The sequence below is a fragment of the Rhizobium arsenicireducens genome (assembly GCF_964021225.1).
Genome location: NZ_CAXHYK020000001.1, coordinates 1,536,047 through 1,557,074, shown reverse-complemented (window position 1 = coordinate 1,557,074; position 21,028 = coordinate 1,536,047). Strand labels below are relative to the sequence as shown.

Below are 21,028 nucleotides of genomic sequence, written 5' to 3'. Positions count from 1 at the left end.
ATGGATCGTGCGAAGTTATTCGCGACGTTGCGCCGTCGCGACTCTGGCGTGTTCGGCACGTCGCTCTCTCAGCCCCAGGTCGACGGGATCAATGGCATTCTCGACGCTTTCGCGAGCCATGGCGACCGGCGAAAGAAGACGCTCGCCTATGCGCTGGCGACGGTCTATCACGAAACCGGGCGTCGGATGGTTCCGGTGCGCGAGGGCTTTGCCAGGGATGACGCCGGCGCGCGGCGGATCGTCGCCAAGCGCGCCTATGGCAAGCCGGCCGGCAAGTATGGCCATGTCTATTATGGGCGCGGCCAGGTGCAGATTACCTGGATCGAGAACTACGAGCGCTCCTCGCTCGATGCCGGCTATGACCTTGTGGCCTATCCCGACAAGATGCTTGATCCGGTCATTTCCGCGCGGGTGCTGGTCAAGGGACTGATCGACGGGCGCTGGAACGGAAAGGGCAGGGGCATTGCGCATTACCTGCCGAGCGACGGGCCGGACGACCTGAAAAACGCGCGCCGCACCGTCAATATCACCGATAAGTGGGAGCTCATCGCCGGTTATTACCAGGCGTTTCTCGCGGCGATCGAGGCGGCGGGCGGCGTGCCTGTCGCCGATCCGAAGCCTCCGGCGCCAGTCCCAGCGCCGGTCGATGCGGCCAAGCCGCCGCAGCTGAGCGCGCCCAAGCCCAACGTGATCGACCAGAAGACTGGCAAGTCCGACTGGCTGACGGCGCTGATCAACGCAATTCTCGCCGCATGGAAAGGAAACAAGGCATGAAGCGCATTTTCGAAATCATCATCCGGTTTCGCACCTGGCTGGCAAACCTCATCTTCGCGCTGCTGCTCGTGGCGCCCGATCTCCTGAACTCGCCGGAGATCATCGCCATCATCCCGACCGAATACCAGCGCTGGGTGATCGCCGCCGGATTCCTCGTCAATATCTGGATGCGCCCTCGTCCGGCGGTTCTTCCGACCGATCTTGAAGCGAGCATCAGCCGGAGTCGGTGCCGATGATCGGACCATTTGACTGGATCAAGATCGGCGTCGGCGGGATTGTCGGCGCGCTCATCGTGGCCGGGCCGGTCTATCTCGCCGGCCGTGGCGACGGACGGGACGCGGCAAGGCTGGAGGCGGCGCAAGAGGCCGCGGAACGGATCACCAACCTGGAGAAGAATAATGCGAATTTCCGCAAGCTTTCGGATCGCGATCGCTGTCTTGTCTTCATGCGCGACAGCGGCCTGCCAGACAGTGCCTGCGACTGAGGGGGCGGGCTATCAGTTCGTGCGGTTCTCCGATCCGTCGGCCGCGATCGCCGCCTCGCAGGACGCGACGGCTGGGCCGGCGATATCGTCGAACAACCGCCAGTGCCGGAGCGATCCGGCCTGCCGGAAGTGAGCACGCGAACTTTAGGGCATCACATGCATTGAAAGGGGCAGGGGTCTTGAGCGACAGGGACGATGACATGACAACGGTGAAAGCGCCTGTCTGGAAATGGGAATGGAACCTCAACACGGTCGTGATCCTGCTCGGCTTCGCCGGTGGCATCGCGGCCTGGGGCGGCATGTGGGAACGTGTCAACGCGGGGAATTCCGCCAATGGCGCGGCGGTCGAGCGGATGGACAACAGACTGACCGCGATCGAAGCCTCTGTCCGTCGTCTCGATACGCAGGAACTGAGGATCACGGCCGTGGAGAAACAGGCGCAGGATGCGGCACTCGCCACGCGCATGATCGAGGGTACGCTCAATGCGCTGGCGGCAGACATGCGGGTGACGCGGGAAATCCTGCAGCGGATCGAGGCGGCGCAGAACGGGCGCTCGAACTAGGTCAGTCGGTCTGGACTTGCTTCCTGTTCTGTGTATGTTCGCACTCATGGGACGAAAACGACCAAAGCAGCTTTCCGAACTCGAGCATATCCAGTTGGTTGAGCAGACCCGCATCTTTTGCCGTGCGCTCAACGATATGTCTTCGCGTGTGGCCCCGGACAGCGACGACTACCGCGCAATCACGGCGCTCAATCATGCTGCACTGACGACGGTCAAGGTCATCACTGGCCAGCCGGCACCGTGGATTTTGCCGCCAATGGGGGCCAGCTATCCAATCTGCAATCACGACGAATAGTCCTCTCGGGCGGTTCGCGCGCCGATCAAGTGGCCAGCCCATCAATGCGAAAACCCTCGCCTTTCGGGAAAGACGAGGGCCTCGGGGGTCATTGGCCGGCTTGGGTATAGCTGGGGGGCTGGGACAGGCCGGCAGGCGCCATGATCTCACGGAGAGAGAGGCGATCATAGCCCCAGATATCAAGGGATGATCAGGCGGCCGTAAGGCTCATGGCGGCTGGCTGCGTGGTTCGGAGGGACAGCCTTATGCCCCCCTATCCTGATAGGCTGCGGATTTCGTCACTGTGCCATCCTCTGCCGGCGCAATTCCGCGCTTTTGGAGGTAAGGACATGGAAGACGTAAAAATTGTTGATCAACTCTTGAGGCAGGCTCTGGAGCGGGTAAGACGGGAGCGGCGCACACTGCTCGCCTATCTGATCGTGATGGCGATCGAGGAGAATGTCTCGCGACTCGGCAAAACGGTCGACTATTCCGCGACACAGTAGCCCGTTGTAATGCGGCCGTCGTGATAAGGCAGCGGCCGCATTTCGTGCGGTGGCTATAAATGGGGGCGCACGCCGCCACGGCCGCGTCTGTTCATGTCATAAAGATCCTGTTCACAATACAACCGATCGCACTGGCGCGGATGGCCCGCCCAGAGGTGAGACATGGTGTTTCTGAAAGCCAAATGTTTTCAATGGGACTGTTTTCGGTCCCACCATCTTATAAGCGTTTGAAACTTCTCAGTATTGATACAACTGCAGGGGTCGCCATCTCCGTTCTGTCCAGCCCGGAGACACAGACGCCAGAATGTCTCCAACGCGCCCTGCCGTGAGCTGATCCCGCTCAAGAGCCACTGGCATTCCTATGACCAAATCGGCTATCGCTGCCTGTGCATGATTCGCGTTGCGGGATTCGTCCGGTCGCGCGGCCATGGGGCTGACGTCCATTCCTTGAGACAATCTGCAGCCGTCGAAGCGGGGGCTATTCATGGCAAGTACCGGCACTACGAAGAGAAAGCCCCGCAAGCGCAGCAGCCCGGCGCGCCGGAAATCGTCCGGCGGCGGGCTTTGGCCGTGGGTCGCCGCGCTTGTCATCGTCGCCGGCGCGATCGCCGCCTATGACAATCGCCAGCATCTGCCGCGCCTGATCGCCACTTATCTGCCGAAGGTTTCGGAGCGCGCGGCAAGCAAGCCGGCCGAGACGTCTGACGGTCGGCCGGCGGCGCCGCGTCCCAAAGCCGAGCCAGCGCCCAAGCCGACCAAGCCCGTCGACAAGCGCGACAGCGGTCCGGTTCCACCCGCGCCGGTCGGTGCGGCGCCGGCCAAGTCGACAGCCGCCGTTCCCGTGCCCGGGGGACGTCCGGGCGATGCCTCGCAGGATGGCAAGGGCTTCACCGCCAGGTTCTATTTCTGCGGAACCTCGGGCCTCGACAACTGCGTCGCCTCCGGCGACAGCTTCTGGTTCCGCAAGGGACGTATCGTGCTGGCCGACGTGGTGGCGCCGGCGACCGAGAATGCCAAATGCCAGCAGGAGCGGGACAAGGGCTTTGCCGCCAAGGTGCGGCTGCGCGACCTGCTTAACGCCGGCAGCTTCGAGTTCTCCGAACTGAAGGGCCAGAATGTCCCGGCGACCGGCCCGGCCATGCGTGTCGTAACGCGTGATGGCCGCTCGCTTGGCGCTATCCTTGTGTCGGAAGGCCTAGCCCGGCCACGTTTCGGCAAGCAGCAGGCCTGGTGCCCCTGATTTAGCGCCGATCACAAGCCGTCGTGGCTGCATCCGGCCAAAGGAAAAGCCCGCGCCGTTCATGAACGGTGCGGGCTTTCCTCTACAGGCAGGGGCAGATCCTAGTGCAGGATCTGGCTCAGGAACAGCTTGGTGCGCTCGTGCTGCGGATTGTCGAAGAATTCCGCCGGCGCGTTCTCCTCGACGATCTGGCCCTGGTCCATGAAGATCACGCGATTGGCGACCTGGCGGGCAAAGCCCATTTCATGGGTGACGCACAGCATGGTCATGCCTTCTTCGGCCAGCCCCACCATGGTGTCGAGCACTTCCTTGATCATTTCCGGGTCGAGCGCCGAGGTCGGTTCGTCGAACAACATGATCTTCGGGTTCATGCAGAGCGAGCGGGCGATCGCCACGCGTTGCTGCTGGCCGCCGGACAACTGGCCCGGATACTTGTTGGCCTGTTCCGGGATCTTGACCCGCTCGAGGAAGTGCATGGCGACTTCTTCCGCCTTCTTCTTCGGCATCTTGCGGACCCAGATCGGCGCCAGCGTGCAGTTCTCGAGGATGGTCAGGTGCGGGAAGAGGTTGAAATGCTGGAACACCATGCCGACTTCGCGGCGCACCTCGTCGATCTTCTTCAGGTCATTGGTCAGTTCGATGCCGTCGACGAAGACCTGGCCCGTCTGGTGTTCTTCCAGACGGTTGACGCAACGGATCATTGTCGACTTGCCCGAACCGGATGGGCCTGCGATGACGATGCGTTCGCCGCGCATGACCTTCAGGTTGATGTCGCGCAGCACGTGAAAATCCCCGTACCACTTGTTCATGTTGACGATTTCGACCGCGACATCGGTGTCCGAGACGGTCATCTTGGTGGGTTGGACTTCAGCCATTGTTTTCCCCTGACGTTATTTCTTGTGGCCGGTATCGAGGTGCCGTTCCATGAATCCTGAATAGCGTGACATGCCGAAACAGAAAATCCAGAAAACGAAACCGGCGAAAATCAGACCGGTTAGCGGTGTGACCGGTGTCTGCCAGCCCGAATCGCCGAACGATGCCTTTACGATGCCGAGGAGGTCGTACATCGAGATGATGGTGACGAGCGAGGTATCCTTGAAGATACCGATGAAGGTGTTGACGATGCCCGGGATCACCAGCTTGATCGCCTGAGGCAGGATGATGAAGGTCATCTTGTGGAAATAGCTCAACCCGAGCGCATCCGCCGCCTCGTACTGGCCTTTGGGGATAGCCTGCAGCCCGCCGCGAATGACCTCCGCCATATAGGCCGAGGCGAAGATCGAAACGCCGATCAACGCACGCAGGAACTTGTCGATGTTGTTGCCGGGCGGCAGGAACAGCGGCAGAAGCACGCTGGCCATGAACAGGACGGTGATCAGCGGAACGCCTCGGATGAGCTCGATGAACGCGACCGAGGCGGTCCTGACGACCGGCATCGGCGAGCGCCGGCCAAGGGCGAGAAGAATGCCGAGTGGCAGCGAGATGGCAATCCCGACGAAGGACAGGACCATGGTGACCATCAGGCCGCCCCAAAGCGGCGTTTCGATATGCGACAGGCCAAAAGAGCCGCCAAGCAACAGGACATAGGCGAAAATCGGCAGGGCGATCAGCAGGAGAAGCGCATTCAGCCCCTTGCGCGGCGCCTTGGGGATCAGGAAAGGAATGAGCAGTCCGATGAACATGAAGAGGACGAGAAGGGGACGCCAGAGCTCGCCGCGCGGATAGGAGCCGAACATGAACTGCACGAAGCGGTCGTTGACATAGGCCCAACAGGCGCCGCTCCAGCCTTCCGGCTGAATGCCGCCCTGCACGGCCGTCGTGCAGACGGAACGGTCGGCGCCGGTCCAGACCGCCGAAATGAAGAGCCAGTCGATCACGCCCGGCAGAAAGTAAAGGATTGCGGCGATGGCAACCAGCGTCAGGATCGTATCCTGCACTGTTGCGAAGAGGTTTTTGCGCAGCCAGCCGATGATCGTCGATTCGTTCCGGGGGGCGGCTTCCGCGGGCAGGAACGTGTGGCGGACGAAGGCGTTATTGGTATCCATGTCAGCGCTCCACCAGGGCCATCTTTGCGTTGAACCAGTTCATGAACAGCGATGTGAGAAGGCTGATCGTAAGATAGACCGCCATCCAGATTGCGATAATCTCAACCGCTTTGCCGGACTGGTTGAGGATCGTGCCGCCGACCGCGACGAGGTCCGCATAGCCGACGGCAACCGCGAGCGAGGAGTTCTTGATCAGGTTCAGGTATTGCGAGGTGAGCGGTGGAATGATGATCCGCAAGGCCTGTGGCAGGACCACAAGACGGGTCGTCGGTCCGGATCTGAGGCCAAGCGCATGGGCCGCTTCGGTCTGTCCGCTTGGAACGCCGCGAATGCCGGCCCGCACGATCTCGGCGATGAAGGATGCGGTGTAGAGCGACAAGGCGAGATAAAGGGCGAGAAATTCCGGCCCGATCACCATGCCGCCACGCATGTTGAACGACCCCGGGACCGGGTAGTCGAATGACAGCGGAGCGCCGAGCGCCAGGAAAGCCGCGACCGGCAAGAGGACGACCAGCGCAAGGTTGACCCAGAGAACGGGTGGGCGCAAGCCAGTCGCCAACTGGCGGCGATTGGCCCAGATCGTGTAGAGGACTGCGCCGACGATGCCGGCCACAAAAGCGGCTGCGACATAGACGAACCCCTCACCAAAGATCGGGGCGGGCATGTAGATGCCACGGTTCGAAATGAAGAAGACCGCGTCGGGATTTTCCTCCACATGCTGGAAGATCGTGCGTATGGCCGGAAGCAGCGCAAGCACACCGAGATACCAGAAGAAGATGACGAGCAGCGGTGGAATGTTGCGGAAGATCTCCACGTACACAGTACTGAGACGCGAGATCAGCCAGTTGCGCGAGAGCCGTCCGATGCCGACCAGGAGGCCGACAATCGTCGCCGTGATGATGCCGAAAAAGCCGATCACCAGGGTGTTGATCAGGCCAACCTGCAACGCGCGCATATAGGTTAAGTCGCTCGAATAGGCGATCAATGACTGCGCGACATCGAAACCGGCGCGGCTGTTGAGGAAACCGAATCCCGACGTCATGTTCGCACGGGCGAGATTCTGTGCGGCATTTGTCCAGGCGAAGTAGATCACCCCCACGACAAAAAGCAGGGTGAGTGCTTGATAGATGATCTGTCTGAAGGCCTGATTGTAGAGCAGCGATACCTTCGGACGGTTGTCGCCGCCCTGGGTACGGGCGTCGGTCGCAGCCATCGATAATTCCCCTGTCGTATCGTCCACCCTTTTTTCCGGGTGTTGTCGTCCGAAAAGGGAAGGCGGATGTCGCCGCCTTCCCGATACTCAGCTTGCTGCGATCAGCGGATCGGCGGAGCGTACTGCAGGCCGCCCTTGGTCCACAGAGCGTTCAGACCGCGGTCGATCTTGAGCGGGGAGCCCTGGCCGACGTTGCGTTCGAAGCTTTCGCCGTAGTTACCGACGGCCGTGATGATCTGGACGGCCCAGTCCTTCGGCAGGCCAAGGTCGGCGCCGAGCGTGGAATCGGCTTCTTCACCGAGGAAGCGCTTGATGTCCGGATTGTCGGACTTCTTCATTTCCTCGACATTGGCCTGGGTGATGCCGAATTCTTCGGCGGCAACCATGGCGTAGTGCGTCCACGTCACGACGTCGAACCACTTGGAGTCGTTCTGGCGCACGGCCGGGCCAAGCGGCTCCTTCGAGATGATTTCTGGCAGGACCAGGTTATCGTCCGGATTGGCCATCTTCAGGCGGATCGAATAGAGGCCCGAGGCGTCCGTGGTGTAGGCATCGCAACGGCCGGCGTTATAGGCGGCGTCGGCCTCGTCCTGGGCCTCGAACACGACCGGCTTGAACTCCATGCCGTTGGCACGGAAGTAGTCGGCGAGGTTGAGTTCGGTGGTGGTGCCGGACTGTACGCAGATCGAGGCGCCGTTCAGTTCGAGCGCCGACTTCACGTTGAGTTCCTTTTTCACCATGAAGCCCTGGCCGTCATAGTAGTTGACGGCGCGGAAATCGAAGCCGAGCTGCGAATCGCGGCTCGTGCTCCAGGTGGTGTTACGGGCGAGCATGTCCACTTCGCCGGACTGCAGAGCCGGGAAACGGTCCTTGGCAGAAAGGGGCGTAAACTTGACCTTGGTTGCGTCGCCGAAGACCGCGGCGGCGACAGCCTTGCAGAGATCAGCATCGATGCCGGTCCAGTTTCCTGAGGAATCCTGCGCGCCGAAGCCAGCAAGATTCGAACCGTTGACGCCGCACTGGACGAAACCCTTGGCTTTCACATCATCGAGCGTGCCAGCAAACGCCGTCGACGCGCCCATTCCCAGGACTGCAGCGCCGAGCGCGGCTGACAGAAGAGTCTTGTTCATTTTTCCCAACCTTTTCCGTTTCTTTTGATTTCGACCGCCGCGCGCCATGTGGGTCGGCGCAGCAGGCCGGCTCGCTGCCCTCCCGGCGCGAACCCACCTATCACAGTCTTAAATGGATCGACGGTCAAGTCTTGAGGTCCGAAATTGCGGCGAAAAGCGGCGAATTGGGAATTCAGCTGGAAAAACAGGCAAAAATTGTCGTTTCCGGTCACTCGGTGATTAAAATCGAGTCGCCCGAAAGCGCTTTGAGCAGCGGTTCTGTCAATGGCAGGGTGACAAATCTCGGCTTGACCGCAAGGCTGGCGGCCTTCAGAAATCCTCTCTTCATACCTCGCAATCAGAAGGCCTCGGAGTTCATGAAGGACAGGAAAGACATGCTGGCGAACGCCGGCACGGATACGAAACTCTGCCATATCGGCCATGACCCTTCGAGTTTTCACGGCTTCGTCAACCCGCCGGTCGTGCATGCTTCGACCGTTCTGTTTCCGGACGTCCGAACCATGGAAACACGCGCCCAGAAATACACTTACGGAACGCGCGGGACGCCGACCACGGATGCGCTGTGCGAAGCGATTGACGAACTGGAGGGCTCGGCCGGAACGATTCTCGTGCCGACCGGGCTTGCGGCGATCACCGTACCATTCCTCTCCTTCCTGTCGGTCGGGGACCACGCGTTGATCGTCGATTCGGTCTATTCGCCGTGCCGACATTTCTGCGACACCATGCTGACGCGGCTCGGCGTCGATATCGAGTATTACGATCCGGATGTCGGCGCAGGCATCGAACACCTGATCCGGCCCAACACCAGGCTGGTCCACACCGAGGCTCCGGGCTCCAACACCTTCGAGATGCAGGATATCCGGGCGATTGCCGATGTCGCCCACAAGCATGGCTGCGTCGTCACGATGGACAATACCTGGGCGACGCCGCTCTATTTCCGGCCGCTGGATTTCGGCGTCGACATTTCCATGCATGCCGCGACCAAATATCCTTCCGGCCACTCCGACATCCTGATGGGCACGGTTTCGGCCAATGCGGCGCATTGGGAACGGCTGAAGGAAGCCAACATCACGCTCGGTATCTGCGGCTCACCCGACGATTCCTATATGATCCTGCGTGGCCTGAGGACAATGAACCTGCGCCTGGAGCACCATGGCCGCAGCGCCATTGCCGTGGCGCAGTGGCTGGAAGGTCGGGATGACGTGGCACGCGTGCTGCACCCCGCGCTGCCAAGCTTCCCCGGTCATGACATCTGGAAACGCGATTTCAAGGGCGCAAGCGGCATCTTCTCCTTTGTGCTTGGCGCCGATTCGCCGGCGAAGTTCAAGCCGAAGGCGAGGGCCTTCCTCGACGAGCTCTCGCTGTTCGGCCTCGGTTATTCCTGGGGCGGTTACGAGAGCTTGGCGGTCATGGTCAATCTCGACGACCGCAAGATCCGCAAGGCTCCGACCGAGGGGCCGGTCATCCGGCTGCAGATCGGGCTCGAGAACGTGGAGGACATCGTCGCGGATCTTGAACGCGGCTTCAAAGCCGCCGCCGCCGTTTGAGCGGCGAACAGGGCGTCAGCCTCTGGCGCGATAGCCGTAGAGCCAGTCGAGATCGCCGGCGAGGCTCTGCGCCGAGCGCAGTGAAAGCACGAGGTCGCGGCCGAATCTGACCGGCCCGCCGGCGTGATAGACGAACTTGTTGAATGAACCGCGATGGCGCACCCGTGTCGCTCGCGCCTTGCGGGCCGTTTCAAAACGGGAAAGCGCTTCGGGCAAGGGCAGGGTGCCGGCCACCTCGCCGGCAAGCTCGAATGCGTCCTCGATCGCCATGGCGGCGCCCTGTGCGGAGAACGGCATCATCGCATGCGCGGCATCGCCGATCAGCACCGTGTCGCGGCCGTTCTGCCAGCGCCCGGACGAAGCCTCATAGAGCGGCCAGAAGGTCGCCTGCTCGATTGAGGCGAGGAGCTTGCAGATCTCTCCGTTCCACCCGGAAAACTGGCGCAAGAGCAGGGCACGTTGCCCGGCGTTTCCGTCCGCGCTCCAGGTTTCTCCGGGGTCAATGCCGGCTGCTATCGCGACGATGTTGAAACCGTCGATCTCCTTGAGCGGATAGGCGACGAGATGGGAGTTCGGGCCGAGATAGGCCGTGACGTTGACCGGGTCGAGGAAGCGGGGTGCTTCGGCGGCCGCTGTGGTGAAGCGCCAGGCGATGTTGCCGGAGAAGCTGACTTTCGGACTGTCCTTGATCAGCTTTCGTACCGAGGACCAGACGCCGTCCGCCCCGACGATGAGATCGGGCTGCAGGCCGATCAGACGCTCGATCTCTGTTCGGTCGGGCAACTCTACCCGGCAGCCGAGATGCAGGCTGCAAAGAGGGTTGTGCAAAACCTTCGCCAGAAGAGACTGCTGCAGGGTGGAGCGATGCAAGACGCCATAGGGCGCGCCCCAGCGCTTGCGCGCAAGCTCGCCGGTCGGCACTGCCGCAAGCGGCTTCAGTGTCACGCCTGACGCGAGGCGTATCTCGTCGGGCTCGGCCCAATGACGCTCGATCTCGTCAAGCGCTCCGAGCTGGGCGAGGATACGTGAGGCATTGGGGGATATCTGCAAACCCGCGCCGACTTCGCCGAGCTGCGGAGCCTGCTCGACGATTTCCGTGCGAATGCCATGGCGCGCCAACGACAGCGCCGCCGTGAGACCCGCCACCCCTGCTCCGATGATGGCGGCGGTCTTGATCGACATGGATTGATCCGATCAGAAACGCTGGCGGTTACGCCGCCTTGACGTGGTAGACGCAGCCCTGCGGGTTGGTCTGCTCGGCTTTCAGCGCCGGATTGTAGCGGTAGAGCGTCGAGCAATAGGCGCAGACTTTTTCGTTGTCATGTCCCATGTCGATGTAGATGTGCGGATGGTCGAAGGGAGCCGACGCGCCGGTGCACATGAATTCCTTCACGCCGATTTCGATCACCTGATGACCGCCGTCGTTCTGGAAATGGGGAATGCTGTGCCCGGCCATGTTCGTCTCCGCTATGCCATTCAACGCGGCGGACCATATCGTCCTTCCATAAAAAAGTGTAGAGCCAAACGCGCACCCGCCTCACAGAAAATCCATAGCGACCGGGTTGGACCCGTCGCACACATTTCATAGTGTGGGCAAAATCGATGCCGACAGGACAAGTCCATGAATCTCAATGCGCCGTCTTTCTCACTCTTCTATCATGATAGCCTGCAACTCGCGTATTTTGACGAAGGTGATCCGACAGGGGAGCCCGTCCTGCTGATCCATGGTTTCGCCTCGACCGCCAACGTCAACTGGGTTTATACGGGCTGGCTGAAGACATTGGGCGAGGCGGGTTACCGGGTGATTGGCATCGACAATCGCGGCCATGGCGCCAGCGACCGGCCTCATGACCCAGAAGCCTATTATCCTTCTTTGATGGCCGGCGACGCGGCGGCGCTTCTCACCCATCTTGGCATCGAGCAGGCCCATGTCATTGGCTATTCGATGGGTGCGCGCATCTCCGCCTTCATGGCCATCGAGCATACGAATCGTGTTCGTTCGCTCGTGCTCGGCGGCCTTGGAATAGGGCTGTGCGACGGGGTCGGCGACTGGGACCCGATCGCCGAAGCGTTGCTGGCGCCTTCGCTCTCGGACGTCACTCATCCGCGAGGACGCATGTTCCGTGCATTTGCCGACCAGACGCATTCCGACCGCTTTGCGCTTGCCGCCTGCATCCGGACGTCGCGCGTGCTGGTCGCGCGGGCCGACATCGCAAACGTCGACGTGCCCACCCTGATCGCGGTTGGTACCAAGGACGACATTGCCGGTTCGGCGCAGGAGCTGGCGACCTTGATGCCGAATGCAACGGCGATCGACATCCCCAATCGCGATCACATGCTCGCCGTTGGGGACAAGGTGTTCAAGAAAGCGGTCATCGACTTCTACCGGCATTTGTCGGCCGTCTGAGGAGGCGCATCGCGCCATTCGGCGCGGCAATTACCGACCGATGAACCGCGGTTTGCGCTTTTCGGCAAAGGCGGCCCGGCCTTCGGCGTAGTCGGCGCTGTCGAAGGTCGCAGCGCCGATCACTTCCGCCTCGCGCAGGAGATCCATGTCCTGTTGGCAAGCTGCCCGGATCGCAAGCTTGGAGGCCCTGACCGAAAGCGGCGCATTGGCGGCGATGGTTTCCGCAAGCTTCATCGCTTCAGTCTCGAGCGCCTCGAGCGGCGTCACCTCCAAAAGGAAGCCGCACGCGAGAAGCTGCGCCGGGCTCATCGCAGCACCGGAATAGAGCGCCATGCGCGCCAATTGCGTTCCAAGCGACAGGACGAAGTCCTGGACGGCATCCGCGGGATAGGCAAGGCCCAGGCGAGCCGCCGGAACGGCGAAGGCCGCGTCTTCTGCGGCGATCCGCAGGTCGGCTGCCGCGGCAAGGCCGAAGCCGCCACCGTAGCAGATGCCGCGGATTGCCGCGATCACCGGCACCGGAGCATTGCGGATCGCCGCAAATGCCTTGCTGTTTTCGTCTTCATAGAGTCGTGCCGTAGCCGCATCCTTGCGCACGGTCGGGAATTCAGAGATGTCGGCGCCCGCGCTGAAATCCCTGTCGCCTGCACCGATAAGCACGATGACCCGGACATCGCCTTCGCTACATAGCCAATGGATCGCCTCGGGAATTGCGCGCCACATTGCGGCGGTTAGGGCGTTTTTCCGCTCGGGATTGGCAATGGCCAGAATACCCGTACCTGCCTGGCAGGCGGCGCGGATCCGGCCGGCGGCAAAATCATGCGTGCGTTTCATCAAGCGTGCCCATTTATGTTGAATCAAGGATCGACTATATAATGCCTTCGAACAGGAAACGGGGAGACCGGCAATGGCCGCAAAGAGCGAAATCCTCAAGAGAGAGCTTGTGCAGTCCATGGACCCCATCTGGGACAGCCTGCGCAGTGAGGCGAGGGCTGCCGCGGATCTCGATCCGCTGCTGGCCGCGTTCCTCTATTCGACGGTGCTGAACAACCGATCTCTCGAGGATTGCGTGATCTACCGGATCTGCGAACGGCTCGATCATCCCGATCTGCAGGCCATCCTGCTGCGCCAGACCTTCGACGAGATGCTGCGTGACTGGCCGGAATGGGGCTCGATAATGCGCGTCGACATCCAGGCCGTCTACGATCGCGACCCGGCCTGCACCCGCTTCATGGAGCCCGTCCTCTATTTCAAGGGCTTCCATGCCATCCAGACCCATCGTCTGGCCCATTGGCTGTGGAACCGCGGGCGGCGCGACTTCGCGCTCTATCTGCAGAGCCGCGCGTCGAGCGTCTTCCAGACCGACATCAATCCCGCTGCGCGTATCGGCAAGGGTATCTTTCTTGATCATGCCACCGGCCTCGTCGTCGGCGAGACGGCGCGGATCGGCGACAATGTTTCTATCCTGCACGGCGTGACGCTCGGCGGCACCGGTAAGGAGGGCGCCGACCGCCATCCGAAGATAGGCGATGGCGTGCTGATCGGTGCTGGCGCCAAGGTGCTCGGGAATATCGAGGTCGGTTGCTGCTCGCGCATTGCCGCCGGTTCCGTGGTGCTGAAGCCGGTGCCGCGCAACTCGACCGTTGCCGGTGTTCCGGCCCGCGTCGTGGGTGAGGCGGGATGTGCCGAGCCCGCGCGCTCGATGGACCAGATCTTGGCAGCGGATTGATCGACGGCCACCACAAGGCGGGGCCGGTGTACGGTTGCGTCTGCCCACGAGCGGCAAAGAATGGCCTTTGCGTCTTTACAGCGGCGGATGGCGCGTGCGACAAGCGGCCCGATTTGAACCGCCCGATGGAGAATGGATCGTGAAGCCCGAAGAAATCAAGAAACTCGACGCCTATTTCAAGCGGATGTTCAACCCGAACATGGTGGTGAAGGCGCGCCCCCGCAAGGACGACTCGGCGGAAGTCTATGCTGGCGACGAGTTCCTCGGCGTGGTTTTCCGGGACGACGAGGACGGCGACCTGTCCTACAACTTCACGATGGCGATCCTCGACGTCGACCTTTAAGCCAAGGGTTGCGGCGACGCTGATATATGTTTTCTTTTTCAAGGGGACATGGCCGACCGGCCTTCGGTCGGCTTCTATTTTGCCCAATGGCACAACCAGGACGCGATGCGGCGATGCACAAAACACTTGACTGTTTTTGTGCAAGTGCTATCTACTTGGGCACCGAATGAAACGGACCGTAAGGAGCATTGGCATGATCAACATCGACGAAGCCAACAAAAAGGGCAAGGAAGCCATGGACGCCATGACGAAGAACTATTCTGAAGTGGCCAAGGGTTTCCAGGCGATCGCGACGGAAGCTTCCGAGTATTCGAAGAAGTCCTTTCAGGACTTGTCTTCCTACGTAGAAGCGCTTGCGGGCGTGAAGAGCATCGAGACCGCTTTCGAGTTGCAGACCAATTTTCTGAAGTCGTCCTATGAGAGCTTCGTGGCCGAAGCGACCAAGATGAGCGAAATGTACGCCGACCTCGCCAAGACGGTCTACAAGCCTTACGAAGCGCCGATCGCCAAGGCCACCGGCGTGTCAACGCCCAAGGCCGCCTGATCAGCAGCCAGCAGTTCAAGAATGCAGCAAGACCGGCCGCGCCTCGCGCGGCCGGTCTTGCCATTTGTGCCGGGTGGTATAAGCCTCATGCTCCTTTTTGAGCCTGCCCGCCGAACCGCTCGCTTAATTCTGTTTGCGCTGTGCGAAGGGGGGCTTAAAATCACCGAATTATGAACTACCTTACTGAGCTAAGTGTTTGTCCGTCGCGTTGCGTCTTCGGCAGATCGGCCGGACAATTGGAGAATGAACTGAAATGATCGCCAAGCCGGTCGTCATGCAAAGCCAGCGGGACGGGGACAACGCCAATCGTGGCACCTCGGTGATCACGCGTACCAAGCCTAAGACGAAGAAACCGAACCTGTATCGCGTTCTGCTTCTCAACGATGACTATACCCCGATGGAATTCGTGATCCATGTATTGGAGCGCTTCTTCCAGAAGGATAGGGAGGCAGCCACCCGCATCATGTTGCACGTCCACAATCATGGTGTCGGAGAATGCGGCGTCTTCACCTACGAAGTCGCCGAGACCAAGGTGAGCCAGGTAATGGATTTCGCCAGGCAGCATGAGCATCCGCTTCAATGCGTCATGGAAAAGAAGTGAGGAACTGACGTGCCAACATTTTCTCCCAGCCTCGAAAAGGCGCTGCACCAGGCACTGACCTTTGCAAACGAGCGGCATCATGAATATGCGACGCTCGAACATCTTCTGCTGGCCCTGATCGACGATGCGGATGCGGCAGCGGTCATGGGGGCCTGCAATGTCAATCTCGACGCCCTGCGCAAGACCGTCATCGATTATGTCGATAACGAACTCGCCAATCTGGTGACGGGTTATGATGAGGATTCCAAGCCGACATCCGGTTTCCAGCGCGTCATTCAGCGCGCGGTGATCCATGTCCAGTCGTCGGGCCGCGAGGAGGTGACCGGGGCAAACGTGCTGGTGGCGATCTTCGCCGAGCGCGAAAGCCATGCCGCCTTTTTCCTGCAGGAGCAGGAGATGACCCGCTACGATGCCGTCAACTACATTTCCCACGGCATCGGCAAGCGACCCGGTGCATCGCAAACCCGCACGCCGCGCGGTTCCGAGGAGGGCGGCGACGCTGAGGCCAAGCAGGCCCGTGAGCAGGACGAAGGTACGCCCAAGACCAAGCAGGAAGCCCTCAAGGCCTATTGCGTCAACCTCAATGACAAGGCCAAGAATGGCAAGATCGATCCGCTGATCGGCCGCCACAGCGAGGTCAACCGCACGATCCAGGTGCTGTGCCGTCGTTCCAAGAACAATCCGCTCTATGTCGGTGATCCGGGCGTCGGCAAGACGGCGATCGCCGAGGGCCTGGCCAAGCGTATCGTTGAAGGAAAGGTCCCGGATGCGCTCAAGGATGCGACGATCTTCTCGCTCGACATGGGCACGCTGCTCGCCGGCACCCGCTACCGCGGTGACTTCGAGGAGCGTCTGAAGCAGGTCGTCAAGGAACTGGAGGACTATCCGGGCGCCGTCCTGTTCATCGACGAGATCCACACCGTGATCGGTGCGGGCGCGACCTCGGGCGGGGCGATGGATGCGTCCAACCTGCTGAAGCCGGCGCTGTCTTCCGGCGCGATCCGCTGCATCGGCTCGACGACCTACAAGGAATACCGTCAGTTCTTCGAGAAGGACCGTGCGCTGGTTCGCCGTTTCCAGAAAATCGACGTCAACGAGCCGTCGATCGAGGATGCGATCGAGATCATGAAGGGCCTGAAGCCCTATTTCGAGGACTATCACAAGCTGAAGTATACGAACGAGGCGATCAAGTCGGCTGTCGAGCTCTCGGCCCGCTACATCTCCGACCGCAAGCTTCCGGACAAGGCGATCGACGTGATCGACGAGACTGGTGCGGCGCAGATGCTGCTGCCGGCCTCCAAGCGCCGCAAGCTGATCACCGAGCGTGAAATCGAGGCGACGATCGCCACCATGGCCCGCATCCCGGCCAAGACCGTTTCCAAGGACGACGAGATGGTTCTCGCCAACCTGGAGAAGGAACTGCGCTCGGTGGTCTATGGCCAGGACGCGGCGATCGAGGCGCTGTCGACGGCGATCAAGCTCGCGCGTGCCGGCCTTCGCGAACCGAACAAGCCGATCGGTTCCTATGTCTTCTCCGGCCCGACCGGTGTCGGCAAGACCGAGGTCGCCAAACAGCTCGCCGCCTCACTCGGCGTCGAACTGCTGCGTTTCGACATGTCGGAATACATGGAGCGGCACACAGTGTCCCGACTGCTCGGCGCACCTCCGGGCTATGTCGGATTCGATCAGGGCGGCCTTTTGACCGATGGCGTCGACCAGCATCCGCATTCCGTCGTGCTGCTCGACGAGATCGAGAAGGCCCATCCTGACATTTTCAACATCCTGTTGCAGGTCATGGATCATGGCTCGCTCACCGACCACAACGGCAAGAAGATCGACTTCCGCAACGTCATCCTCATCATGACGACCAATGCGGGCGCGTCTGAAATGGCCAAGGCTGCAATCGGTTTTGGCTCGTCGAAGCGTACCGGTGAGGACGAAGAGGCGCTGAACCGCCTGTTCACACCCGAGTTCCGCAACCGTCTCGACGCGACGATCGCCTTTGCGCCACTTCCGACTGAAGTCATCCACAAGGTGGTGCAAAAGTTCGTCATGCAGCTGGAAGCGCAGTTGTCCGAACGCAACGTCACGTTCGACCTTTCGCCGGAGGCGGTCGACTGGCTCGCCACGCGTGGCTATGACGAAAAGATGGGCGCCCGGCCACTGTCCCGGGTCATCCAGGAGCACATCAAGAAACCGCTTGCCAACGAGATCCTGTTCGGCAAGCTGAAGAAGGGTGGCGTTGTCAAGGTCGGGGTCAAGAAAGACGAAAACGGCGCGGACGTGCTCGATCTTGTCGCGCTTTCGGACGTCGCACCGGTCAAGCCAAAGCGCGAAACCGAACTTGTCGAGGCCAAGGGCGAGGCTGAAGCCAAGCCGCGCAAGGCGAAGTCGAAGCCCAAGGCTGCGAGCAGCCGCAAGGACGAGATGGTTGCCGAGAGTACGCCCGCCAAGCGCGGTTCGGTTCCGAAGGTGCCGAAGAAGAAATAGGCATGATGGCCGTTGCAGGGCACCTGATGCTGGTTATCGGGTATTAGCGATATCGATGATTGACCCCTCGCAGCAATACTGCGAGGGGTTTTCCTTTTAGACGGTGACGTTCTCGTGAACTGCTTTCCAATGGGACCCCATGGCCTTGCGGCAGGCGTCGGTCCGGCGTTAGGCTTCGATGGGGACTTGAGCGGGCAGGGCATCATATGGATATCAAGGAGCAGGAGCCTCAGCATCTTTCGCAGGATGAGCGAGACCTATGGGACCATGTGACGGATCTTTGGGAGGTCGCGCGCCGGCGTGAGACCGGGCCAGTCCGCAAGCTTCTGCATCGAGACTATAGCGGTTGGGTGACGGGGTTGGAGATGCCGCACGACTACGAGGCGGCCGTCGCCTCGATCGGGCCCGCCACGCCCCGCGTCCTGCGCTACCGGCTGAAGCCGCTGAAGGTCACGGTCTTCGACCATGAGGTTGGCGTCGTACACTACAGCTACGAGGCCGATGTGGAAGCCGATGGAGGAGCGGCGAAGCACATTGGCGGCCGCTGGACCGAAATCTACAAGCGCCGCGGTAACGGCTGGCTGATGATCGCCGTCAGTGGTGGGCCGGACGGATTGAGATAGCGACGGGTGTCTTGGCAAATGCCTCTGTATCGCGCTTGGAATTGGGGGTATACGTCCTAACTGCCCTGATCATTCGGTCGGCTTGCCGTCCAGTCTCTAGCCGTACGCCGGATCTGCCGATGCCCCCAACCCATGCCGACGCCGCTTCACTTCATTGGTTCCTCAAGGGCGCGCGCGGCATTTTCTCACTGCCGGCCCTTATCCTGATGACCTCCTTTGTCGGATTTAGCGCGTTTGCACTTGAATCCGGGGTCAGCCGCGGCGAGGCCATGTTCATGACGGCGATGATCTGGGCGCTGCCGGCCAAGATGATCCTGATCGGCATGATGGCAAGCGGTGCCAACATCTTGGCGATGTTTCTTGCGGTAACACTTTCATCCATCCGCATGATGCCGATGGTTGCCTCGCTGGTCCCGGAAATGCGCGGATCACGCACACCGACCTGGCTTCTGCTGGTTTTGTCGCATTTCGTTGCGATCACCGCCTGGGTTTTTGCCATGGGCAAGCTGAAGGGTGTGCCGCGGGAGGCACGCGTCACCTATTTCGCCGGATTCGGCCTGACGCTCGTTGCTGCCAACACCATCCTGGTCGGTTTGAGCTATGGTGTCGTCTCGACGTTCCCGCCGGCTGTTGCCGGCGTCCTGTTCTTCCTGACGCCGGTCTATTTCGTCGGTTCGATCTGGGCCTCCGCCCGCCATTCGGTGGTAAGGATCGCCTTTGTCATTGGGGTCGTCTCGGGACCGCTGCTGGCGGTGATCACACCCGGGCTGGATATCCTGATTGCTGGCATCGGCGGGGGAACGCTCGCCTATCTGATCGACCGCTTCGTTGTTCGCCGACGCGCGCCCGTCGCGGCCGGCGAGGGAGCAGAACCATGAGCGCTGCCGATCTCTGGCCCTATGCCGTCATCCTCTTCGCCGGGTGGCTTGCCACCGATCTCTGGCGCTGGCTTGGCGTGATCGCCGGCAACCGTCTGGCGGAGGGGTCCGAGGCCCTGAACTGGGTAAGGGCGGTTGCGACCGCGCTGGTCATGGCGGTGACCGCCAAGCTGATCGTCTTCCCAACCGGCAGTCTTGCCGATTCGCCGCTCTGGCTCAGACTTGCCGCCGCCGGGCTCGGCTTTGTCGCTTTTCTCGCGGCCGGGCAGCGCGTCATCGTCGGTGTCGTGGCGTCTCTTGCCCTTCTGTCACTTGGGCTGGCACTGCTGTGAGCGCCGCGACCTTAGGGCATGGGCGAGGGCGCTTTTGGACAAGCGCGGCAGCCTTTGCTGGCCTATAGCAGTCTCATTTTCCGGAACCGAAAATCACAGGAACCGCCATGTCTCCGATACCCTCCGACACTGCCCCAGCCGATGCCGCCGAGCGCCGCGCCGTCAAGCCCGTGGTCTGCTATCCCGTCGAGACGCTGCCGGTGCCGGACATGGACATGCTTTGGCGCGCCCGCGAGACGCTGACCAAGGTTGACGAGGTGATTGTGCCGCCGCGTGAGGGCGCAACCTTTTCCGTGCCAAAGGGGCATTTCTTCCGCATCCTCAGCATCGACGGCCCGCAGGTCGGCGACCTCAACCTGTGGAACGCGAACGACCTCACCGAGCGCTTCTTTTCCGGCAAGACGCGGGCGCTGCACGCCACCCATGTGACGACCGGCAACCGCCTGTGGAGCACGCTTCCCAATCTCCGGCCGTTGGCGACGATCACCCATGACACGCTCGGCTGGTACGGCTTCGACGAGTTTGGCGGCAGCGTCCACGACGTCATCGGCACGCGCTGCGATCCCTACACCAACCGACTGCTGTCGGGCGGCGACTATCATCATTGCTGCCATTCCAACCTGACCCGCGCACTGGCCGGCGCGAAGGGCATGTCGTTTGGCGAAGCTGAACCCTTCGTCCACGACGTCCTGAACGTCTTCATGTGCACCGGGTTTACCGCCGACACCCACCAATACTTTATGAAGGCAAGCCCGGTTCGACCCGGCGACTATCTCGAGTTCTTCGCCGAGATCGACTTGCTGGGCGGCCTGTCGGCGTGCCCGGGTGGTGACTGCAGCGCCAAGCATTCGAGCGACGTTGCCGCCTGCTATCCGCTCAAGGTGGAGATTTTTCGACCGGACATGGATCTGCTGAAGACCTGGCCGTTCCCGGAGAGAAACGCCTATGTCAGTCCAGAATGAGACGCCTTTGCCTGCTGCGATACTCCCCGCGCTGCGCGCGATCGGTTTCGGGCTCTGGGATCCCATCGGTTTGAACGGGATCGCGAGGTATGGAGCGACAGCCCGTTCGGGGATGAATACGACCGCTACTTGCTAGAAGTCGCTGCCCGTTTTTTGCCAGGCGAGACCGACGACCACTTGGCGATCTATCTCTGTGAAATCGAGTCAGTTCACATGGGCCTAGGCATTAGCGACACAACCGCATCGCGCGCCTCTGCTGTTATTCGGGAAATCGGGCGTCTTGTCGAAGGCCTGAGGACTGGCGACCTCGGAGATACGCCCGATCGGGTTCATGCGTGGGCGC

Annotated in this window: 25 protein-coding genes; 18 read left to right on the top strand and 7 right to left on the bottom strand. The window is 61.3% G+C overall.

The window, feature by feature from the left end:
- From ACWPVA_RS07410 to ACWPVA_RS07380, 7 genes are all read left to right on the top strand, one after another.
- Positions 1 to 774, top strand: coding sequence for a glycoside hydrolase family 19 protein (locus ACWPVA_RS07410; RefSeq protein ID WP_454287072.1), 774 nt, complete (start codon positions 1 to 3; stop codon positions 772 to 774).
- On the top strand, positions 771 to 1,010 hold the full coding sequence (locus ACWPVA_RS07405) for a hypothetical protein (protein ID WP_454287071.1): 240 nt from the start codon (positions 771 to 773) through the stop codon (positions 1,008 to 1,010). Before ACWPVA_RS07410 ends, ACWPVA_RS07405 begins: the two co-directional genes overlap by 4 nt.
- Positions 1,007 to 1,258 carry a hypothetical protein gene (locus ACWPVA_RS07400; RefSeq protein WP_454287070.1) on the top strand — a complete coding sequence of 84 codons (252 nt, stop codon included), beginning with the start codon at positions 1,007 to 1,009 and terminating at the stop codon, positions 1,256 to 1,258. Before ACWPVA_RS07405 ends, ACWPVA_RS07400 begins: the two co-directional genes overlap by 4 nt.
- A gap of 200 nt (positions 1,259 to 1,458) precedes the next feature.
- The gene (locus ACWPVA_RS07395) at positions 1,459 to 1,821 is read left to right on the top strand and encodes a hypothetical protein (RefSeq protein ID WP_454287069.1); all 363 of its coding nucleotides are present in this window, start codon (positions 1,459 to 1,461) and stop codon (positions 1,819 to 1,821) included.
- A gap of 34 nt (positions 1,822 to 1,855) precedes the next feature.
- Positions 1,856 to 2,116: a hypothetical protein gene (locus ACWPVA_RS07390; RefSeq protein ID WP_454287068.1), complete on the top strand. Its 261-nt coding sequence runs from the start codon at positions 1,856 to 1,858 to the stop codon at positions 2,114 to 2,116.
- A gap of 329 nt (positions 2,117 to 2,445) precedes the next feature.
- Entirely contained in the window at positions 2,446 to 2,601 is a 156-nt protein-coding gene (locus tag ACWPVA_RS07385; RefSeq protein ID WP_454287067.1) for a hypothetical protein, read from the top strand.
- 484 nt (positions 2,602 to 3,085) lie between these two features.
- A complete protein-coding gene (locus ACWPVA_RS07380; protein ID WP_454287066.1) occupies positions 3,086 to 3,841 on the top strand; it encodes a nuclease in 756 nt (251 codons plus the stop codon).
- Positions 3,842 to 3,942: 101 nt separating this feature from the next.
- On the opposite strand, the gene ACWPVA_RS07375 is transcribed toward ACWPVA_RS07380, so the two are convergent.
- The 4 genes from ACWPVA_RS07375 to ACWPVA_RS07360 all read right to left on the bottom strand — a co-directional run bounded on the left by ACWPVA_RS07375 (position 3,943) and on the right by ACWPVA_RS07360 (position 8,229).
- Positions 3,943 to 4,716 carry an amino acid ABC transporter ATP-binding protein gene (locus ACWPVA_RS07375; protein ID WP_454287065.1) on the bottom strand — a complete coding sequence of 258 codons (774 nt, stop codon included), beginning with the start codon at positions 4,714 to 4,716 and terminating at the stop codon, positions 3,943 to 3,945.
- 15 nt (positions 4,717 to 4,731) lie between these two features.
- Entirely contained in the window at positions 4,732 to 5,886 is a 1,155-nt protein-coding gene (locus ACWPVA_RS07370) for an amino acid ABC transporter permease (protein ID WP_454287064.1), read from the bottom strand.
- A gap of 1 nt (position 5,887) precedes the next feature.
- The gene (locus tag ACWPVA_RS07365; RefSeq protein WP_454287063.1) at positions 5,888 to 7,099 is read right to left on the bottom strand and encodes an amino acid ABC transporter permease; all 1,212 of its coding nucleotides are present in this window, start codon (positions 7,097 to 7,099) and stop codon (positions 5,888 to 5,890) included.
- Positions 7,100 to 7,200: 101 nt separating this feature from the next.
- Positions 7,201 to 8,229 (bottom strand): amino acid ABC transporter substrate-binding protein, encoded by a 1,029-nt coding sequence (locus ACWPVA_RS07360; RefSeq protein WP_454287062.1) that lies wholly within the window; start codon positions 8,227 to 8,229, stop codon positions 7,201 to 7,203.
- 356 nt (positions 8,230 to 8,585) lie between these two features.
- Between ACWPVA_RS07360 and ACWPVA_RS07355 the strand changes: the two genes are divergently transcribed.
- Positions 8,586 to 9,776: a cystathionine beta-lyase gene (locus ACWPVA_RS07355; protein ID WP_454287061.1), complete on the top strand. Its 1,191-nt coding sequence runs from the start codon at positions 8,586 to 8,588 to the stop codon at positions 9,774 to 9,776.
- Positions 9,777 to 9,791: 15 nt separating this feature from the next.
- On the opposite strand, the gene ACWPVA_RS07350 is transcribed toward ACWPVA_RS07355, so the two are convergent.
- Together ACWPVA_RS07350 and ACWPVA_RS07345 are read right to left on the bottom strand one after the other, a co-directional pair.
- Positions 9,792 to 10,958 (bottom strand): FAD-dependent monooxygenase, encoded by a 1,167-nt coding sequence (locus tag ACWPVA_RS07350; RefSeq protein ID WP_454287060.1) that lies wholly within the window; start codon positions 10,956 to 10,958, stop codon positions 9,792 to 9,794.
- Positions 10,959 to 10,986: 28 nt separating this feature from the next.
- Entirely contained in the window at positions 10,987 to 11,232 is a 246-nt protein-coding gene (locus ACWPVA_RS07345) for a zinc-finger domain-containing protein (RefSeq protein WP_454287059.1), read from the bottom strand.
- Positions 11,233 to 11,397: 165 nt separating this feature from the next.
- Between ACWPVA_RS07345 and ACWPVA_RS07340 the strand changes: the two genes are divergently transcribed.
- Positions 11,398 to 12,183: an alpha/beta fold hydrolase gene (locus ACWPVA_RS07340; protein WP_454287058.1), complete on the top strand. Its 786-nt coding sequence runs from the start codon at positions 11,398 to 11,400 to the stop codon at positions 12,181 to 12,183.
- A gap of 30 nt (positions 12,184 to 12,213) precedes the next feature.
- Here ACWPVA_RS07340 and ACWPVA_RS07335 read toward each other — a convergent pair whose 3' ends face one another.
- On the bottom strand, positions 12,214 to 13,017 hold the full coding sequence (locus ACWPVA_RS07335; protein ID WP_454287057.1) for an enoyl-CoA hydratase-related protein: 804 nt from the start codon (positions 13,015 to 13,017) through the stop codon (positions 12,214 to 12,216).
- Positions 13,018 to 13,090: 73 nt separating this feature from the next.
- Between ACWPVA_RS07335 and cysE the strand changes: the two genes are divergently transcribed.
- The 9 genes from cysE to ACWPVA_RS07290 all read left to right on the top strand — a co-directional run bounded on the left by cysE (position 13,091) and on the right by ACWPVA_RS07290 (position 20,685).
- Positions 13,091 to 13,912 carry a serine O-acetyltransferase gene (gene cysE / locus ACWPVA_RS07330; RefSeq protein ID WP_454287056.1) on the top strand — a complete coding sequence of 274 codons (822 nt, stop codon included), beginning with the start codon at positions 13,091 to 13,093 and terminating at the stop codon, positions 13,910 to 13,912.
- Between the two features lie 139 nt (positions 13,913 to 14,051).
- Positions 14,052 to 14,255: a DUF3126 family protein gene (locus ACWPVA_RS07325; protein WP_454287055.1), complete on the top strand. Its 204-nt coding sequence runs from the start codon at positions 14,052 to 14,054 to the stop codon at positions 14,253 to 14,255.
- Positions 14,256 to 14,448: 193 nt separating this feature from the next.
- On the top strand, positions 14,449 to 14,799 hold the full coding sequence (locus ACWPVA_RS07320; protein ID WP_454287054.1) for a phasin family protein: 351 nt from the start codon (positions 14,449 to 14,451) through the stop codon (positions 14,797 to 14,799).
- A 253-nt stretch (positions 14,800 to 15,052) separates the two neighbouring features.
- Positions 15,053 to 15,400, top strand: a complete 348-nt coding sequence (gene clpS / locus ACWPVA_RS07315) for an ATP-dependent Clp protease adapter ClpS (protein ID WP_028735022.1) — start codon at positions 15,053 to 15,055, stop codon at positions 15,398 to 15,400.
- A 9-nt stretch (positions 15,401 to 15,409) separates the two neighbouring features.
- Complete coding sequence (gene clpA, locus ACWPVA_RS07310) at positions 15,410 to 17,890, top strand: ATP-dependent Clp protease ATP-binding subunit ClpA (protein ID WP_454287053.1); 2,481 nt, start codon at positions 15,410 to 15,412, stop codon at positions 17,888 to 17,890.
- Between the two features lie 206 nt (positions 17,891 to 18,096).
- Positions 18,097 to 18,513 carry a nuclear transport factor 2 family protein gene (locus ACWPVA_RS07305; protein ID WP_454287052.1) on the top strand — a complete coding sequence of 139 codons (417 nt, stop codon included), beginning with the start codon at positions 18,097 to 18,099 and terminating at the stop codon, positions 18,511 to 18,513.
- Between the two features lie 119 nt (positions 18,514 to 18,632).
- Entirely contained in the window at positions 18,633 to 19,391 is a 759-nt protein-coding gene (locus ACWPVA_RS07300; RefSeq protein ID WP_454287051.1) for an AzlC family ABC transporter permease, read from the top strand.
- Complete coding sequence (locus ACWPVA_RS07295) at positions 19,388 to 19,723, top strand: AzlD domain-containing protein (RefSeq protein WP_454287050.1); 336 nt, start codon at positions 19,388 to 19,390, stop codon at positions 19,721 to 19,723. The genes ACWPVA_RS07300 and ACWPVA_RS07295 overlap by 4 nt, the downstream gene beginning before the upstream one ends.
- A gap of 107 nt (positions 19,724 to 19,830) precedes the next feature.
- Complete coding sequence (locus tag ACWPVA_RS07290; RefSeq protein WP_454287049.1) at positions 19,831 to 20,685, top strand: urea carboxylase-associated family protein; 855 nt, start codon at positions 19,831 to 19,833, stop codon at positions 20,683 to 20,685.
- The last annotated feature ends 343 nt before the right edge of the window (positions 20,686 to 21,028 follow it).

What these genes read in the sequence shown, in the direction of transcription:
- ACWPVA_RS07410 (WP_454287072.1), top strand. Translation starts at nt 1, where the DNA reads ATGGATCGTGCGAAGTTATTCGCGACGTTGCGCCGTCGCGACTCTGGC.
- ACWPVA_RS07405 (WP_454287071.1), top strand. Translation starts at nt 771, where the DNA reads ATGAAGCGCATTTTCGAAATCATCATCCGGTTTCGCACCTGGCTGGCA.
- ACWPVA_RS07400 (WP_454287070.1), top strand. Translation starts at nt 1,007, where the DNA reads ATGATCGGACCATTTGACTGGATCAAGATCGGCGTCGGCGGGATTGTC.
- ACWPVA_RS07395 (WP_454287069.1), top strand. Translation starts at nt 1,459, where the DNA reads ATGACAACGGTGAAAGCGCCTGTCTGGAAATGGGAATGGAACCTCAAC.
- ACWPVA_RS07390 (WP_454287068.1), top strand. Translation starts at nt 1,856, where the DNA reads ATGTTCGCACTCATGGGACGAAAACGACCAAAGCAGCTTTCCGAACTC.
- ACWPVA_RS07385 (WP_454287067.1), top strand. Translation starts at nt 2,446, where the DNA reads ATGGAAGACGTAAAAATTGTTGATCAACTCTTGAGGCAGGCTCTGGAG.
- ACWPVA_RS07380 (WP_454287066.1), top strand. Translation starts at nt 3,086, where the DNA reads ATGGCAAGTACCGGCACTACGAAGAGAAAGCCCCGCAAGCGCAGCAGC.
- ACWPVA_RS07375 (WP_454287065.1), bottom strand. Translation starts at nt 4,716, where the DNA reads ATGGCTGAAGTCCAACCCACCAAGATGACCGTCTCGGACACCGATGTC.
- ACWPVA_RS07370 (WP_454287064.1), bottom strand. Translation starts at nt 5,886, where the DNA reads ATGGATACCAATAACGCCTTCGTCCGCCACACGTTCCTGCCCGCGGAA.
- ACWPVA_RS07365 (WP_454287063.1), bottom strand. Translation starts at nt 7,099, where the DNA reads ATGGCTGCGACCGACGCCCGTACCCAGGGCGGCGACAACCGTCCGAAG.
- ACWPVA_RS07360 (WP_454287062.1), bottom strand. Translation starts at nt 8,229, where the DNA reads ATGAACAAGACTCTTCTGTCAGCCGCGCTCGGCGCTGCAGTCCTGGGA.
- ACWPVA_RS07355 (WP_454287061.1), top strand. Translation starts at nt 8,586, where the DNA reads ATGAAGGACAGGAAAGACATGCTGGCGAACGCCGGCACGGATACGAAA.
- ACWPVA_RS07350 (WP_454287060.1), bottom strand. Translation starts at nt 10,958, where the DNA reads ATGTCGATCAAGACCGCCGCCATCATCGGAGCAGGGGTGGCGGGTCTC.
- ACWPVA_RS07345 (WP_454287059.1), bottom strand. Translation starts at nt 11,232, where the DNA reads ATGGCCGGGCACAGCATTCCCCATTTCCAGAACGACGGCGGTCATCAG.
- ACWPVA_RS07340 (WP_454287058.1), top strand. Translation starts at nt 11,398, where the DNA reads ATGAATCTCAATGCGCCGTCTTTCTCACTCTTCTATCATGATAGCCTG.
- ACWPVA_RS07335 (WP_454287057.1), bottom strand. Translation starts at nt 13,017, where the DNA reads ATGAAACGCACGCATGATTTTGCCGCCGGCCGGATCCGCGCCGCCTGC.
- cysE (WP_454287056.1), top strand. Translation starts at nt 13,091, where the DNA reads ATGGCCGCAAAGAGCGAAATCCTCAAGAGAGAGCTTGTGCAGTCCATG.
- ACWPVA_RS07320 (WP_454287054.1), top strand. Translation starts at nt 14,449, where the DNA reads ATGATCAACATCGACGAAGCCAACAAAAAGGGCAAGGAAGCCATGGAC.
- clpS (WP_028735022.1), top strand. Translation starts at nt 15,053, where the DNA reads ATGATCGCCAAGCCGGTCGTCATGCAAAGCCAGCGGGACGGGGACAAC.
- ACWPVA_RS07305 (WP_454287052.1), top strand. Translation starts at nt 18,097, where the DNA reads ATGGATATCAAGGAGCAGGAGCCTCAGCATCTTTCGCAGGATGAGCGA.
- ACWPVA_RS07300 (WP_454287051.1), top strand. Translation starts at nt 18,633, where the DNA reads ATGCCCCCAACCCATGCCGACGCCGCTTCACTTCATTGGTTCCTCAAG.
- ACWPVA_RS07295 (WP_454287050.1), top strand. Translation starts at nt 19,388, where the DNA reads ATGAGCGCTGCCGATCTCTGGCCCTATGCCGTCATCCTCTTCGCCGGG.
- ACWPVA_RS07290 (WP_454287049.1), top strand. Translation starts at nt 19,831, where the DNA reads ATGTCTCCGATACCCTCCGACACTGCCCCAGCCGATGCCGCCGAGCGC.